Source organism: Mycobacterium paraterrae (genome assembly GCF_022430545.2).
Taxonomy (GTDB): Bacteria; Actinomycetota; Actinomycetes; order Mycobacteriales; family Mycobacteriaceae; genus Mycobacterium; species Mycobacterium paraterrae.
In genome coordinates this window covers 631,088-646,150 of record NZ_CP092488.2, presented here as the reverse complement: position 1 = coordinate 646,150, position 15,063 = coordinate 631,088, and the positions used below count along the sequence as shown (strand labels likewise).

13 protein-coding genes are annotated in these 15,063 nt (G+C 66.8%); 7 read left to right on the top strand and 6 right to left on the bottom strand.

Going from position 1 to position 15,063, the window contains the following annotated elements; all coding sequences use genetic code 11:
• The first annotated feature begins 30 nt into the window (after positions 1–30).
• From MKK62_RS02930 to MKK62_RS02905, 6 genes are all read left to right on the top strand, one after another.
• The gene (locus tag MKK62_RS02930) at positions 31–981 is read left to right on the top strand and encodes a nucleoside triphosphate pyrophosphohydrolase (protein ID WP_240262489.1); all 951 of its coding nucleotides are present in this window, start codon (positions 31–33) and stop codon (positions 979–981) included.
• A gap of 198 nt (positions 982–1,179) precedes the next feature.
• Positions 1,180–1,929 (top strand): lytic transglycosylase domain-containing protein, encoded by a 750-nt coding sequence (locus tag MKK62_RS02925; RefSeq protein ID WP_240262490.1) that lies wholly within the window; start codon positions 1,180–1,182, stop codon positions 1,927–1,929.
• Between the two features lie 49 nt (positions 1,930–1,978).
• The gene (gene eno / locus MKK62_RS02920) at positions 1,979–3,259 is read left to right on the top strand and encodes a phosphopyruvate hydratase (RefSeq protein ID WP_240262491.1); all 1,281 of its coding nucleotides are present in this window, start codon (positions 1,979–1,981) and stop codon (positions 3,257–3,259) included.
• A gap of 18 nt (positions 3,260–3,277) precedes the next feature.
• On the top strand, positions 3,278–3,928 hold the full coding sequence (locus tag MKK62_RS02915) for an FtsB family cell division protein (protein ID WP_240262492.1): 651 nt from the start codon (positions 3,278–3,280) through the stop codon (positions 3,926–3,928).
• Positions 3,921–4,412: a DUF501 domain-containing protein gene (locus tag MKK62_RS02910; protein WP_240262493.1), complete on the top strand. Its 492-nt coding sequence runs from the start codon at positions 3,921–3,923 to the stop codon at positions 4,410–4,412. Before MKK62_RS02915 ends, MKK62_RS02910 begins: the two co-directional genes overlap by 8 nt.
• 49 nt (positions 4,413–4,461) lie before the next feature.
• Positions 4,462–5,400, top strand: coding sequence for a Ppx/GppA phosphatase family protein (locus MKK62_RS02905; protein WP_434085069.1), 939 nt, complete (start codon positions 4,462–4,464; stop codon positions 5,398–5,400).
• Between the two features lies 1 nt (position 5,401).
• On the opposite strand, the gene MKK62_RS26420 is transcribed toward MKK62_RS02905, so the two are convergent.
• Positions 5,402–6,811: a PPE domain-containing protein gene (locus MKK62_RS26420; protein ID WP_286670885.1), complete on the bottom strand. Its 1,410-nt coding sequence runs from the start codon at positions 6,809–6,811 to the stop codon at positions 5,402–5,404.
• Positions 6,812–6,867: 56 nt separating this feature from the next.
• A complete protein-coding gene (locus tag MKK62_RS02895) occupies positions 6,868–8,241 on the bottom strand; it encodes a PPE family protein, SVP subgroup (RefSeq protein ID WP_240262495.1) in 1,374 nt (457 codons plus the stop codon).
• Between the two features lie 34 nt (positions 8,242–8,275).
• On the opposite strand from MKK62_RS02895, the gene MKK62_RS02890 reads away from it, so the two are divergent.
• Positions 8,276–8,446 (top strand): hypothetical protein, encoded by a 171-nt coding sequence (locus tag MKK62_RS02890; protein WP_240262496.1) that lies wholly within the window; start codon positions 8,276–8,278, stop codon positions 8,444–8,446.
• 407 nt (positions 8,447–8,853) lie between these two features.
• Here the strand turns inward: MKK62_RS02890 and MKK62_RS02885 are convergent, their stop codons facing one another.
• The 4 genes from MKK62_RS02885 to MKK62_RS02870 all read right to left on the bottom strand — a co-directional run bounded on the left by MKK62_RS02885 (position 8,854) and on the right by MKK62_RS02870 (position 15,060).
• The gene (locus tag MKK62_RS02885; protein WP_240262497.1) at positions 8,854–10,650 is read right to left on the bottom strand and encodes an NAD-binding protein; all 1,797 of its coding nucleotides are present in this window, start codon (positions 10,648–10,650) and stop codon (positions 8,854–8,856) included.
• A 156-nt stretch (positions 10,651–10,806) separates the two neighbouring features.
• Entirely contained in the window at positions 10,807–11,487 is a 681-nt protein-coding gene (locus tag MKK62_RS02880) for a response regulator (RefSeq protein ID WP_240262498.1), read from the bottom strand.
• Complete coding sequence (locus MKK62_RS02875) at positions 11,480–14,101, bottom strand: DUF4118 domain-containing protein (RefSeq protein WP_434085019.1); 2,622 nt, start codon at positions 14,099–14,101, stop codon at positions 11,480–11,482. Before MKK62_RS02875 ends, MKK62_RS02880 begins: the two co-directional genes overlap by 8 nt.
• Positions 14,102–14,124: 23 nt before the next feature.
• Positions 14,125–15,060 (bottom strand): potassium-transporting ATPase subunit C, encoded by a 936-nt coding sequence (locus tag MKK62_RS02870; RefSeq protein WP_240262499.1) that lies wholly within the window; start codon positions 15,058–15,060, stop codon positions 14,125–14,127.
• Positions 15,061–15,063 lie beyond the last annotated feature (3 nt).

The window sequence follows — 15,063 nt, the reverse complement described above, 5'->3', positions numbered from 1 at the left end:
CGGCGCGGCCGGCGCGGAGGAGCGGCGCCCGTGACCGTAATCTTGGTCGATCCGCGGCGTCCTTCGCTGGTCCCGGTGGAGGCTATCGAGCTGCTGTCCGGTGAAGTGCAATACACCGAGGAACTGCCAGTCGCGGTGCCGTGGTCGCTGCCGGCGGCGCGCTCGGCGCTGACCGGTGAGGACGCCCCGGTGCTGCTGTCGTCCAATCCCGACCACCCCTCGGTCACGGCCCGGCTGGCGGCCGGCGAGCGACTCATCTCCGCGCCCGCGCGGCAGCCCGGAGAGCGGTTGATCGACGCCGTCGCCATGATGGACAAACTGCGTACGGCCGGCCCGTGGGAGAGCGAACAAACCCACGATTCGCTGCGCCGCTTCTTGCTGGAGGAGACCTACGAGCTGTTCGACGCCGTGCGCAGCGGTGACGCCGATTCGCTGCGCGACGAACTCGGAGATGTGTTGCTGCAGGTGCTTTTCCATGCTCGTATCGCCGAGGATGCACCGTCGCATCCGTTCACCATTGACGACGTCGCCGACGCCCTGGTCCGCAAGCTCGGTAACCGTGCACCGGGAGTGCTTGCCGGAGCATCGATTTCGCTGGACGAGCAGCTGGCCCAGTGGGAGGAACGTAAAGCGCAGGAGAACCCGCGCGACTCGGTGATGGACAACGTGCCCACCGGTCAACCTGCGCTGGCGCTGGCGCACAAGGTCATCCAGCGCCTCGCGAAGGCAGGATTCCCGGTCGACCTGCTACCCGCCAGCGTCACGTCGGTCACGGTGAGCGCCGACATCGACGCCGAAGACGCGCTGCGCACCGCCGTCCTGGAATTCATGGACACCGTGCGTCGCGTCGAAAAGGAGATCGCCGCACAACGTCGCTCGACCGCGGTCGCCACCGAATTGGACGCCGAACCAGTCGGGTCGATCACCGAAGACGAATGGCGAGCCTGCTGGCCGGCGGACGGCGAAGCCGAGCAAGACTGACGCGCCGGAGAAGCGCCCGCTGCGGTGAGGTGCAACACGCCCGGAGACTCGGGGACCGGGCGGATTGATTGCAGCAGGCCAGCCGCTTGTCGACGCTGGCCAGCCGCGGTCAAACGAGCGCGCGGCGGTGGCGACGGGCCAACCCACTCGAATCCCGTGGGACGATGGTCTGCGAGGTCGTGTTTATAGGGGTGTTGTGTGTCGGCGGTTCGTTGGCTGCGCGCGTTGGCCGTCGTAGGCGCAACGGCGCTGCTGTTGGCATCCAGCTGCAGCTGGCAGCTGGGCCCCATCATTCTCAAAGGTGTCCCGCCACCACGGGGCGCCGTCGTGCCGCCGGTCGACACCTACGCTAGGGGCCGGCCCGCGGATCAGTTGCACGGGTGGGCCGCCGAGCTTGCCCCGGCGTTGCACATTCCGGTGACCGCGCTGGAGGCCTACGGCTACGCAGCCCGGGTAGCGGAGGTCGAGAACCCGAATTGCCACATCGCCTGGACCACGCTGGCCGGAATCGGGCAGGTGGAAAGCCACCACGGCACCTACCACCACGCCACGCTGTTCCCCAACGGTGACGTGCGCCCACCAATTCGCGGCGTGGTACTCGACGGAACCAACGGCACGATGCGAATCGTCGACAGTGAGACCGGACTCGCCGGCCAAACCGGCGGGATGAACGGCCAGCCCGACACCGTGCGGGCAATGGGCCCGATGCAGTTCATCCCGGAGACGTGGCGCGAGTACGGCGTCGACGCCAACAACGACGGCAAGGTCGACGTCGACAACATCGACGATGCCGCGCTGTCGGCGGCTGGATACTTGTGCTTCCGCGGCAAGGATCTCGCCACGCCGCGCGGATGGATCACCGCACTGTGGGCGTACAACGACTCGGACGTCTACGCCCGCGCCGTGCGCGACTGCGCTACCGCCTATGCCGCAGGGCACTCCCCCTGATCAGGCTTTAGGCTATCGAGTCTGTAGCCCTCACGACGAAGGAGAACCAGTGCCGATTATCGAGCAGGTCGGGGCCCGCGAGATCCTCGACTCCCGCGGCAACCCGACGGTCGAGGTCGAGGTCGCCCTGATCGACGGCACCTTCGCCCGGGCTGCGGTGCCCTCCGGCGCGTCGACGGGCGAGCACGAGGCCGTCGAGCTGCGTGACGGCGGCGACCGCTATGGCGGCAAAGGCGTCAAAAAGGCCGTGCAGGCGGTGCTCGACGAGATCGCGCCGGCGGTGATCGGCCTCAACGCTGATGACCAGCGGCTGGTCGACCAGGCGCTGTTGGACCTCGACGGCACCCCGGACAAGTCGCGGCTCGGCGCCAACGCCATCCTCGGCGTCTCGCTGGCGGTGGCGAAGGCCGCCGCCGACTCCTCGGAACTGCCGCTGTTCCGCTACCTGGGTGGGCCGAATGCTCACATCCTCCCGGTGCCGATGATGAACATCCTCAATGGTGGGGCGCACGCCGACACCGCCGTCGACGTCCAGGAGTTCATGGTGGCCCCGATCGGGGCGCCGAGTTTTTACGAGGCGCTGCGCTGGGGTGCCGAGGTGTACCACTCGCTGAAGTCCACGTTGAAGAAGCAGGGTCTGGCCACCGGCCTGGGCGACGAAGGCGGTTTCGCTCCCGACATGGCGGGCACCAAGGCCGCGCTCGATGTCATCAGCCAGGCGATCGAGTCCACCGGCCTCAAGCTCGGCGCCGACGTCGCGCTGGCACTGGACGTTGCGGCCACCGAGTTCTACACCGAGGGAACCGGGTATCAGTTCGAGAAGAAGACCCGCAGTGCCGACGAGATGGGGAAGTTCTACGCCGAACTGCTCGACGCCTACCCGCTGGTGTCCATCGAAGACCCGCTCTCCGAGGACGATTGGGACGGCTGGGTGGGCCTGACCAATGCGATCGGTGACCGGGTGCAGATCGTCGGCGACGACCTGTTCGTCACCAACCCCGAACGGTTGGAAGAGGGAATCGACAAGGGTGCGGCAAATGCGTTGCTGGTCAAGGTGAATCAGATCGGCACCCTCACCGAGACCCTCGACGCCGTCGCGCTGGCGCACCACAGCGGCTACCGGACGATGATGAGTCACCGCAGCGGCGAGACCGAGGACACCACGATCGCCGACTTGGCGGTGGCGGTGGGCAGCGGTCAGATCAAGACCGGCGCCCCGGCCCGCAGCGAGCGAGTGGCGAAATACAACCAGCTACTTCGCATCGAAGAAGCTCTTGGCGACGCAGCCCGCTACGCCGGGGATCTGGCGTTTCCCCGGTACACGCCGTAACCCACCGCCACACCCGTCATGCCCGAATCCAAACGGCCAGAACCGAAGCGGCGCTCCCCGGCGTCGCGGCCGGGTCGGGCCGGCGATTCGGCGACCGGCAGGCCGCGGAAGTCCCCGAGCGCCAAGCGTGGGCCGACGGCGTCGTCGCGCGCGATGCCCGAAATCGTCGAACCGATCAAACAGGCGATCGCAGAGTCGGCCGAACATCGCGCGGATCAGCGGCTCGGGCTGACCGCGCGGCGGGCCGCCATCCTGGCCACCGTGATCTGTGTGCTCACGCTGACCATCGCCGGTCCAGTGCGCACCTACTTCGCGCAGCGCACCGAGATGAAGCAGCTTGCAGCCTCCGAATCCGCGCTGCGTCAACAAATCGCCGACCTCGAGCAGCAGAAGGGCAAACTCGGCGATCCGGTGTACATCGCGGCGCAGGCTCGTGAACGTCTGGGCTTCGTCATGCCGGGCGAGATCCCCTATCAGGTGCAGCTGCCGCCGGGGGCGGCGCTGCCCGCCGATCCCGGGACGCAGCCCAAGGCGGCGGCCAACAACGACCCCTGGTACACGTCGCTGTGGCACACCATCGCCGACAGCCCGCACGGCCCGCCAATGCCCGCGCCTCCGGCCCCGCCGGCGGCCCTCTTGCCGCCCAGCCCCGCGCCGCCCGGTGGTTGATCCAGCGGACCTCGAGGCGGTCGCTCGCCAGCTCGGCCGTGAGCCGCGCGGCGTGCTCGAGATCGCCTACCGGTGCCCCAATGGCGAACCGGGTGTGGTGAAGACATCCCCGAAACTTCCTGACGGAACACCGTTTCCCACCCTCTATTACCTGACGCATCCGGCGCTGACCGCAGCCGCCAGCCGGTTGGAGACCACCGGGATGATGCGGGCGATGACCGAACGGCTACGGTCGGATCCCGAGTTGGCTGCCGCCTACCGGCGGGCGCATGAGTCCTACCTCGCCGAGCGAGACGCCATCGAACCGCTGGGCACCACGTTTTCCGGGGGCGGCATGCCCGACCGGGTCAAGTGCCTGCACGTGCTGATTGCGCACTCGCTGGCCAAAGGTCGGGGAGTCAACCCGTTCGGCGACGAGGCGTTGGCGGTTCTGTCCGCCGAACCGTCGATGGCGGAAATCCTCGTAGCGGGGGAGTGGATATGACGCGCCGACGACGATGCAGAGCGAAGCGACGAGGGGGAGAGTGGCTCGGATAACACTGGCCGCAATTGACTGCGGTACCAACTCGATTCGGCTCCTGATTGCCGACGCGTCCGAGGGCCGTCTCACCGATGTGCACCGTGAGATGCGTATCGTGCGGCTCGGGCAGGGTGTCGACGCCACCGGCCAGTTCGCACAGGCGGCGTTGCAACGGACTCGTTCGGCATTGGTCGACTACGCAAACTTGTGCATTGCACACGACGTCGACCGGATCCGGATGGTTGCGACCTCTGCCACCAGGGACGCGAGTAACCGCGACGTGTTCTTCGCGATGACGGCAGAGGTGCTTGGTGCCGTGGTAGACGGCGCGGTCGCCGAGGTCATCACCGGGATCGAGGAGGCCGAGCTGTCGTTCCGCGGCGCCGTCAACGAATTAGATCCGGCGACAGGACCTTTCGTCATCGTCGATTTGGGTGGAGGGTCGACCGAGGTGGTGCTGGGCACCGACACGGTGCAGGCGAGTTATTCCGCGGACGTCGGCTGCGTGCGCCTGACCGAGCGCTGTCTGCATTCCGACCCGCCGACCGCCGCCGAGGTGGCGGCGGCCCGTGAGCTGGTGCGCGAGCGCCTCGGCGAGGCGCTGCGTGTCGTTCCGGTCGAGCGTGCCCACACCTGGGTCGGGGTGGCGGGCACCATGACCACGGCCGCCGCGCTCGCCCATGACCTGCCGTCGTATGACTCTGCTGCGATCCATCTTTCGCGAGTCGGCATGCAACGGCTGCTCGCGGTGTGCGAAGGGCTTATCGCCATGCCGCGCGCGGAGCGGGCGGCGCTGGGACCCATGCACGAAGGCCGTGTCGACGTGATCGGCGGCGGGGCGATCGTCATCGAGGAACTGGCGGTCGCCCTGCACCAGCGGGCCGGCATCGAGGAGTTGACCGTCAGCGAGCACGACATCCTGGACGGCATCGCGCTGTCGATCGCCGAGTAAGCTATTGCCCGAACGAGATTCGCAGCAGCTGCTTCTTCTGTTCGTTGTATTCCTGTTCGGTCAGCCGCCCCTCGGCACGCTGCTGAGCGATGTCGCGTATCGCGGCGGCGACACCGGTCATCACCGTCCGCGGTGCGGGCGATGCTTCCACGTCGTCGTCTGATGCGCTGTCGGCGGGGCGCCCGGTCAGGCGAGCCGGCCGCCCGTCGGCCGCGAGTTCCGCGGCGGCGGCCGGTGGTCCGGCCATCGCCTGTCCGGACATGCCGCCAATTCCCATCTGATTGAACGTGTTTGCCGCGCTCGCCTCGGCGGCCGGCGCGGCTGCGGTGCTGGCGGTGTTGAGCGGCGTGGTGAGCGCCATCGGCTTCACCTCTGAGGTGGCGGTCGCCCAACTCGGCGGAACCGACAACCCCTCGATCGCCTCGATGTCGGCGATGCCCGCCCGCATTGCGTATTGATCGCTCGGATTGGGGTTGAGGATGGTCGCCGGGAAGTCGTTCGTGGGAATACCGCCCCTCCTGATGGAAGGATCATCGCCATTCCAGCCGCTGATGATCTCATCGGTGTGTTGACCAGTTTCGGAGTCCGTGATGCTGAATGGAAGATCGACGGGTCCGGCAGCGATGTCCTGGGGAATGATCGTGGCGAAAAGCGTGGCGTCGGAAGGAAAGCTGACCAGGATCGAGATCAGGTCGCTCAGGGTGCTCAGCGGATCACCGGACGCGGCGGTGCCGGTCGCGACCGAGTCGGACGTCGCGGCGCTTTGCAACGCGTTGGGAATCGCCGAAAAGGCCTGCTGCGCCGCCGAAGCAACGCTCTGCGCGTTGCCGGCAGCGGTGTTGGACGCCTGGCCGACCGCGGCGGCCTGGCTGGCCGACGAACCCGGATCGGTGTTCTGTTGGGGCGGTTGAAACGGCGAAAGTGCGGTAGCCGACGCGGAGGAGGCCGCGTAGCCGTACATCGCAACGGCGTCCTGGACCCACATCTCGGCGTACTGAATCTCGGTGGCGGCGATCGCAGGTGTGTTCTGTCCAAAAAAATTCGTCGCCACCAGCGCGGCCAGCAGACTGCGGTTGGCCGCGATCACCGGCGGCGGCACTGTCATGGCGAAGGCCGTCTCGTAACCGGCGGCCGCGGCCTGGGCCTGCGTGGCGGACTCCTCGGCCTGCGCGGCGGTAGCGCTGAGCCACTCGACGAACGACGCGGCGGCGGCGCTCATCGATGCCGAGGATGGACCCGACCACGCGCCGGAGGTTACGTCAGACACCACCGACTGGTAACCACTGGCCGCGGTGTACAGCTCGTCAGCGAGTGCCATCCAGGCTTGCGCAGCGGCCATCATCGGCCCCGATCCCGGACCGGAATACATCCGGCCGGAGTTGATCTCCGGCGGATAGAACCCGAAATCCATTGCTGCGCAATCCTCTTTCAGACAACCGACGTGTCCGCCAAGTGGCGGTGGGCGTTTCAGCGACCAAGCAGGCGGTTCTTCTGCTCGGTGTATTCCTCGTCGGTGAGGATGCCTTCGTCCCGTAACCTGGCGAATTCGCGCAGTTCGGCCGCGACGCCGGTGACCACGGTCCGCGGCTTGGCCTCAGTCGGGGTGTCGTCACGAGTTGTGTTGGGCTCGACGGGCTTTGATGCGTCGCTCGGCCGGGCTACCACACTGCGGGCGCGGTTGACGCCGGTGCCGACCGTCCCAGCCATCGCGCGTCCCGCCATTCCCGCCAATGCCATCTGACTCAGCGTGCTACCTGATGCGCCCGATACCGATTCCTCTGCCGCAGCGACCGCCGGCAACGCAGGCAATGTCACCGCGGTCGGCTTCACCGCGGGCGTATTGACGGTCCACGAAGGCGGAACTGACAGTCCACCAACACGATTCGCGTCGGCCATACCCGCCGACAGCCGGGTCGGCACGGTGCCCTCGGGTAGGTTCAGCAGTGGCGCGGGGAACCCCTTGACGGGCGCCGGTCCTTCGCCCGGCCATGTCTGCTCACCGTTCCAGCCGCTGACGATTTTGTCGGTGTGGGTACCGGTCAAGGCGCCCACGATGTCGAACGGCAATGCGACGATACCCAAGCTGCCCAGCGGGATGTCGGCGGTGAACGTGGCTGCACCTGCGGGCAGGTCCACGAAGATCGAGATCAGATCGCTGATCGTGCCCAGCGGGTCGGGGGCGTCGGCAGCGGGTGCAGCAGCGGAAAGTGCGCTCGGCACCGCGGAGAACGCTTGCTCGATCGTGCTCTGCACGTTCCCGGCGGCCGTGCCGGTGGTCTGGCCGACGGCCGCTGACTGTCCGGCCTCGCCGGTCGGGTTGGTGTTCTGCTGGGGCGCTGTGAACAGCGGCAGCTGGGTGGCCGCGGCCGACGACGCCGAATAGCCGTACATCGCCGCGGCGTCCTGGGCCCACATCTCGGCGTACTGCGCCTCGTTCGCCGCGATCGCCTGGGTGTTGCGGCCAAATACGTTGGTCGCGATCAGCGAGGCGAGCAGGCCGCGGTTGGCGGCGACCATCGGTGGCGGCACCGTAGCGGTGAAGGCGGTCTGATAAGCGGCGGCCGCTGCCTTGACTTGGGCGCCGGTCTGCTCGGCTTGCGCGGCGGTGGCCCGCAACCAAGCCACATACGAAGCGGCTGCCGCGGCCATCGACACCGATGCCGGACCCATCCAGGATCCGGAGGTCAATCCCGATACGACCGACTGATAAGAATCGGCGACAGAGTGAAGCTCACCAGCCAACGCGTTCCACGCCTCTGCGGCGGCGATCAACGGCCCCGCCCCTGGACCCGCATACATTCGGGCGGAGTTGACCTCTGGCGGATAACTTCCGAAATCCATCGCTGGCCAGCCCCTCTACTTCACCGTGGCTGAAATGGCCATCCACTCGACCATGGCCTTATTGGACAGTGGGCGAATAGTGGCGCGCGAGGTCATTTCCGGCGCTTCGGTCGGCCACGCATTGAAGCCTGACGCCGCGGCGGGAATGGGGGTATTCGCGCTGCTCACCGCCGTGCGATCCGCTGTCGAAATCACCGGCCGCTGATCGCAACAGTCGGGCTCAGCGGTCGCCAAGGACATAGTCTCCCTTTCCAGTAATGGCCGAGCAAGCCGCCCATTTCGTGGCGTTGGGTAGTGCAACTGGCGTGTTCACCGACGTATACGACGGGTCGGCAGACCACGCCATTATCTGCATCGAACAGGCGATATTCAAATGACCGCGCAGCTCAATGGCATTGAGCGACGCCAATCATGCTTATCCCGCGGGTTAATCCTTAGTTTTTCTCAGGTTTACCGAGGCATCGACGCCCGTTTTTTCATCCCCGGACGCCCGTCTTCGCGCCTGAGTCTAGGGTTTCACCAGCGCAATCTCGCGGCGGGGAGGCGGTTTCCAGCCACTTGCCAGGTTTCCGCCAGGATGTTGTACGGCAATGCGAACGTCGCTCGCAGACCTCAGCCCGTTCGTGCCTCGCGACTGACTTCGACTTCGTGCGCCAGCTCCGGTGACCCATCGATGTGGACGGTGTTCGCTGCATCCGCGTCGGTCCTGTGCCGCGGCGGCAAACCTTTGCGCAACTGAGCCACCAGCTCGCGGTACGGGCCGACCAGATAGACGGTGTCGCCGCCGCGCAACTGGTTCTCGTGCTGGGGGCGCAAATCGATCGGTGCATCCTCGCGGCAGATCGCGATCACCCGGGTCTTAGGCGACAGTTTGCCCATTTGCTGCCCGTCGAGTTCGCTGCCCTTGGCCACCAGCATCGCGCCCACCATGAAGGAGCTCTGGCCGATCGAGAAGGTGCCGAGCACCTCGACGCCCATCGCCGCGCCGATGAACCAGGGTGCGGCCAACGCCACCGACGAGCGCACGTTTTCAAATCCGAACCGCTGCGCCACCGCCAGTCCCAATGCCCGGTCGTAGACCCGAAGGACCACCGACACCTCGGCGCGCCGGTTGATCTCCGGGATGACCCGCGGTCCGAGCATCTCGGCGAGCACGATCCCGGTCTCGATGTTGATCATGTCGTCACGGGTCAGCACCGCCACCGCGCGGGCACGGTCGGCGCGCGCCACCTGAAGTGTCTGCACCAGTGTCGCGTCGCCGAAGATGACCGGCACATCCAGGGCGCGCGCCGCGGCGAGGAACCGGTTGTCTTCGTTGACTTCGATGACCGCCACCTCGTGGCCTGCCTTGACCAGGTCGGTAATCACTCGCATGCCGAGAGTGCTGAGGCCGACGACGATCACGTGGTTGCGCAGGTGACGCACCCGCGGCCGGGCGGCGGCAAAGACGAAGCGACGAGACAGCAGCACGTCGGCGATAAAGGCGACCAGCAACGCGATGGTGGTCGCCCCGCCGAACATCAACATGGCGGCGAACAGACGTAGCCAGGTCTCCTGGTGGGCGAAGCTGAAGTCTCCGTATCCGGTCGTCGTGATCGTCTCGATGGTGAAGTACAGCGCGTCGACCCAGGACATTCGCGGGTGCTGATAGTTGAAGCGCAGCAACAGCATTGAGATGACGACCAGCGTCATCGCGGCTGCCAGGGCGGGGTAGAAAGCCGGGTTGAAGTCGTTGACGACGGTTTTTACCCCGTCGATCAGCCGCCGCACTCCGGTTCGTCGCGATCGTCTACTCAGCGGCCGCCGCACTTTGATACCGCGCTCGGCCGACTCGTCCGCGGTGCCGATCATCACGACGCGGTCACCGGCGAGCACCCGCTGTGTTCGGGTCGGGCAGACGTCGATCTCGCCCGGGCTGGAGGACTGGTCGCCATGGATGATCGCGACCGGGGCCATGTCGCCGTAGATCTCGCGCAGGGTTCCCGCGCGCGGGACTTCGCTGCCCGAGACCAGGAACTGGGTGCCAGCCGCTTCGAAGGGGTGTGTCCGGTGTGCAAGGCACGCTTCCACCACCGACGGCGCGGTCAGTTCGGCGACGTCGAGGATGGCCCCTGGCCCGTTGTCGGCGGCCATCGCCGCGCGCAACACGTCGTTGGCCAGCCTGGCGACGACCCGCACCGAAGGATTGGAACGCCGTGCCAGCAAAGCAATTTCGAGATTAGCCGCGTCGTCGTCGCCGGCGCATACCACCGCTAGCGCGTCGGCGATATTCGCGCTTTCAAGGATGTCGCACATCGTGCTGAGCTCGCTTGAGCCCAGCCGGACGACGGGTACGCCGGCGCGTTCCAATTCCTCGATGATGGTGGTGGCCAACGCATCGTCACCGCTGACAATGATGTGATGCTGCATTCTCTATCCGCCACTCTGCACGCGTGGGCTTCGACTTTGCTAACGCCGCTATTGAAAAAGGTTACACCACCGCATAATCCCCGCCCGGCGCGACGCGTTGTTTTGCTAGCTTCTGAGAGGCGGGACTTGCCATAAACCGCTCCCGCGCAACGACTCTCATGCCTCGAAGCGATAGCCCATGCCAGCCTCGGTCAGCAGATGGGTGGGGCGCGACGGGTCGTCTTCGAGCTTGCGCCGCAACTGCGCGAGAAAGACCCGCAGATAATGGGTTTCCGTGGCGTACTTGGGCCCCCAGACCTCGCGCAGCAACTCCTCGCGACCGACGAGCTTGCCCCGATTGCGCACCAGCATTTCCAGCATGCCCCACTCGGTGGGGGTCAGGTGGACCTCAGCACCGTTCTTGATCACCTTTTTGATCGACAGGTCGACGACGAACGATTTGGTCTCCACCACCGGGTTGTCCGCACCGGTGGCCACCGTCGCGCGCCGCACCGCCGCCCGCAGCCGGGCCAGCAACTCGTCCATGCCGAACGGCTTCGTCATGTAATCGTCCGCGCCCGCGTCGAGCGCGCCGACCTTGTCCGAGGAATCGGTTCGCGCCGACAGCACGATCACCGGCGCAGACAGCCAGCCGCGCAAACCGGCGAGAACTTCGATGCCGGACATGTCCGGCATGCCCAAGTCCAGGATCACCACCTGGGGAGGGTGTTCGGCGGCCAGGGCCAGCGCGCGTGACCCGGTCGGTGCCGTGACGACCTCGTAGCCGCGCACGGAGAGATTGATGCGAAGCGCGCGCAGCAGCTGAGGGTCGTCGTCGACGACGAGAACCCTAGTCATTGGCGCCACTCCTCGTCGCTGCGCTCTGAATCGTCGCCGGCGCGGGTCGCTGGGGCTCCGCTTCCGGCGCCGCCAGGTCGATCAGGATCGTCAGCCCACCGCCGGGAGTGTCGGTGGCGGTAATGGTGCCGTCCATCGCCTCCACGAAGCCCTTCGCCACCGACAGGCCCAAGCCCAGGCCCGAGGTCGTGTCGAAGTCGCCGAGTCGCTGGAACGGCTGGAACATCTCCTCGGCGGCGCCCTTGGCCACGCCCGGTCCCTCGTCGACGACGTTGATCAGCACCCGCGTCCCGACCTGGCCGGCGTTGACCCTGACGATGCTCGCGGGCGCGTACCGCAGCGCGTTGTCGATCACGTTGGACAGCACCCTTTCCAGCAGGCCCGCGTCGCCCACTGCGACTGTCCCGCCGACCTCGACCTTGACACGGTCGATGCCGGCCCTTTCGTTCATCGTGCAACGCCCGCCGATTGCTACCAGCGCTCGTTGCACGACCTCTTCGAGGTACACCTCGGTCAGCTCGGGCCGCACCACACCCGCGGCCAGCCGGGACGAGTCGAGGAGATTGGCGACCAGCAGGGACAGCTGATCGAGCGACTCCTCGACGGTTGCGAGCAGTTCGCTGGTGTCTTCGGGGGAGAAGTAGACGTCTTCGGCCCGCAGGCTCGACACCGCGGCCTTCGCCGCGGTCAGGGGTGTCCGCAGATCGTGGCCGAGGGCCGACAGCAGCAACCGGCGCAGCTCGTCGGCCTCGGCCAAAGACTTCACCTTGCCGGCCTCTTCGGCGAGTTCACCGCGTTTGACCAGCCCGGCGGCTTGCGTCGCCACCACCGACAGCACCCTGCGGTCGCGGCCGGTCAGAGGCCGCCCTGACATCAGCAGCCAGTACTCCTCGTCGCCGACCTTGACGGCGGTGTCTGCCGAGTCGACTTTGCTGCAGGGGTTGGCGCCCACTCCCGCGACTGACTGCGGCTGACCGTCGACTTCGCGCACCAGGCACACGGCCCGCTGGGAATAAGCCTCCCTGACCCGCTCGAGCAGCGTGCTGAGGTCGGCGCCGCGCAGCACTGACGCGGCGAACAGCGACAGCAGTTCGGCTTCCTGGCTGGTTCGCCTCGCCTCGCGGGCACGGCTGGCCGCGGCGTCCACCAGCACCGCGATCGCCATCGCGATCCCGAGCAGCAGCACGACGGTCAGCACGTTGCTGAAGCTGTCGACAGCGAGGGAGTGGCGCGGCTCGGTGTGGAAATAGTCGAGCAGCACGCCCGACAGCACGCCCGACAGCAGAGCGGGTCCCAGGCCGCCGAACAGCGCAACGCCCACCACGCCGGCGAAGAAGATTGCCGACTTTCCGGCGATGTCGAGCGTCGGATCCAGGCGCATCGTGACCGCGAGGAGCACCCAGGGCACAGTGACCGCGGCCAGCCACGACACCACCTGGCGGGTCCGCGGCGAGATGGTCGCAAGCGTCACGCCGCGGTTGGCCTGCTCGTGGCTGACCATGTGGACGTCGATCTTGCCCGAGTTCTTGATCGTTGCCGCGCCGATGCCCTCGCTGAAGATGCTGGCCCACCGCGAACGGCGGGAGCTGCCGAGCACCAGCTGGGTGGCATTGGTCTCCCGGGCGAAGTCCAGCAGCGCACACGACACGTCCTCGCCCACCACGACGTGAACGGTGGCCCCGATGCTGGCGGCCAGCTCGCGCACCTTGCCCATCTCGCGCGGAGACACGCCGGCCAGCCCATCCCCCCGGACGACATGCACCACCATCAGCTGCGCGCTTGACTTCGACGCAATGCGAGAGGCCCTGCGCACCAACGTTTCCGATTCCGGTCCGCCGGTGACCGCGACGACCACCCGCTCGCGCGCCTCCCAGGTGTCGGTGATCTTCTTGTCGGCGCGGTATTTCGTCAGGGCGGAATCGACCTGATCGGCAAGCCACAACAACGCGATCTCACGCAGCGCGGTGAGATTGCCGGCCCGGAAGTAGTTGCTCAGCGCGGCATCGATGCGTTCCGACGGGTAGACGTTTCCGTGAGCGAGCCTGCGGCGCAACGCCTCCGGCGTAATGTCGACCAGTTCGATCTGGGCTGCTTTGCGGACCACCTCGTCGGGCACGGTTTCGCGTTGCTCGATTCCGGTGATCTGCGCGACGACGTCGTTGAGGCTTTCCAGGTGCTGGATGTTGAGGGTCGAGATCACCGTGATGCCCGCGTCGAGCAGTGTTTCGATGTCCTGCCAGCGCTTTTCGTTGACGCTGCCCGGGATGTTGCTGTGCGCGTACTCGTCGACCAGTGCCACTTCGGGTTTGCGGCGCAGCACGGCCTCGATGTCGAGTTCGGGAAAAGATCCTTCGCGGTAGGTGATGTGGTGCGGCGGGATGACCTCGATGCCTTTGAGCAGTTCGCCGACCTTCTTGCGACCGTGCGTTTCGACGACGGCGGCGACGACGTCGGTTCCGCGCTCGAGCCTGCGGTGCGCCTCACCGAGCATTGCGCAGGTCTTGCCGACGCCCGGTGCCGCCCCCAGGTAGATCCGCAGCTCGCCGCGACGCGGCGGATACGTTCGATGAGCCAGCGGGTCGTCGTAGCTCACCGACTCGTTCGTAGACGTCACATCGCCATCATCCACCGTCAAGTTCAAGACTTCACCGGGAAATTGCGGTCCAGCTCGAGATTCAGTGCGAGCACATTGACCACCGGTTCACCGAAAACGCCGAGAAGCCGCTCGTGTTGATTATGGTTGACGGCCTGTTGTATCTGAGCTGGATTGACACCGCGGGCCGTCGCCACCCGGGCCACCTGAATCGCCGCGTAGGCCGGCGAAATGTCCGGATCGAGGCCGCTGCCGCTGGCGGTGACCGCGTCGGCGGGCACGGCTGGCTGATCAGGGGCCGCGCCGCGAATCGGGACAATCTGACCGGCCGAGTAATCCTGGCCGAACTGCGCGCACTGCACCCGAACACCCCGGTAAAACTGCTGGAACACCGTTGCGGCAGCGCTGCCCGGTCTCGAGCAAGGCTGGTTGAGGCTCACCACCTGGGTCGGGCGGCTGACGTTGCCGCTCGCGTCGCGTGGCCCGATCACCGACAGCACGGCGCCGACCCCGTCACCGGTGCAGAACGGGCGTGAGCCGTCGACCTTTTCGAGACTGCCGATTGCGGCGCTGCGCGAGCACACCTGAGTCAGCAGGCTTGGTTTGAAGCCCGCCGCCGAGGGATCGCCGCCGGGCGTCAGCTTGTTCGGGTCGGCGGGGGTGTCCACGATGCTTTCGGGGCCCAGATTGCTCGCTCCCGACGACATCGGGTCATAGCCGGCTCCGGCCGCCGAGGGCCGGCTCTGGAAATACTGCTTGAGCGGGTTGCCGTCCTTGTCGGTGAACGACTGGCCGATCAGCGCGCTCCCTGCTGGCCGGCCGGCGACGTTGACAATCGAGCCCTCGGCCTTGGCATGCAGACCTGGCAGCAGTGAGACGCCCCAGACCGCAAGCGGATAGACGACGCCGGTGATCACCGTGAGCACGAGCAGGGCGCGCAGGGCCGCCCAGTGCTGGCGAAAGATGTTGGCGAGGTTCATTGA

Coding starts and splice junctions, on each gene's coding strand:
- MKK62_RS02915 (WP_240262492.1), top strand. CDS start 3,278: ATGCCCGAATCCAAACGGCCAGAACCGAAGCGGCGCTCCCCGGCGTCG.
- MKK62_RS26420 (WP_286670885.1), bottom strand. CDS start 6,811: ATGGATTTCGGGTTCTATCCGCCGGAGATCAACTCCGGCCGGATGTAT.
- MKK62_RS02895 (WP_240262495.1), bottom strand. CDS start 8,241: ATGGATTTCGGAAGTTATCCGCCAGAGGTCAACTCCGCCCGAATGTAT.
- MKK62_RS02890 (WP_240262496.1), top strand. CDS start 8,276: ATGGCCATCCACTCGACCATGGCCTTATTGGACAGTGGGCGAATAGTG.
- MKK62_RS02885 (WP_240262497.1), bottom strand. CDS start 10,650: ATGCAGCATCACATCATTGTCAGCGGTGACGATGCGTTGGCCACCACC.
- MKK62_RS02880 (WP_240262498.1), bottom strand. CDS start 11,487: ATGACTAGGGTTCTCGTCGTCGACGACGACCCTCAGCTGCTGCGCGCG.
- MKK62_RS02870 (WP_240262499.1), bottom strand. CDS start 15,060: ATGAACCTCGCCAACATCTTTCGCCAGCACTGGGCGGCCCTGCGCGCC.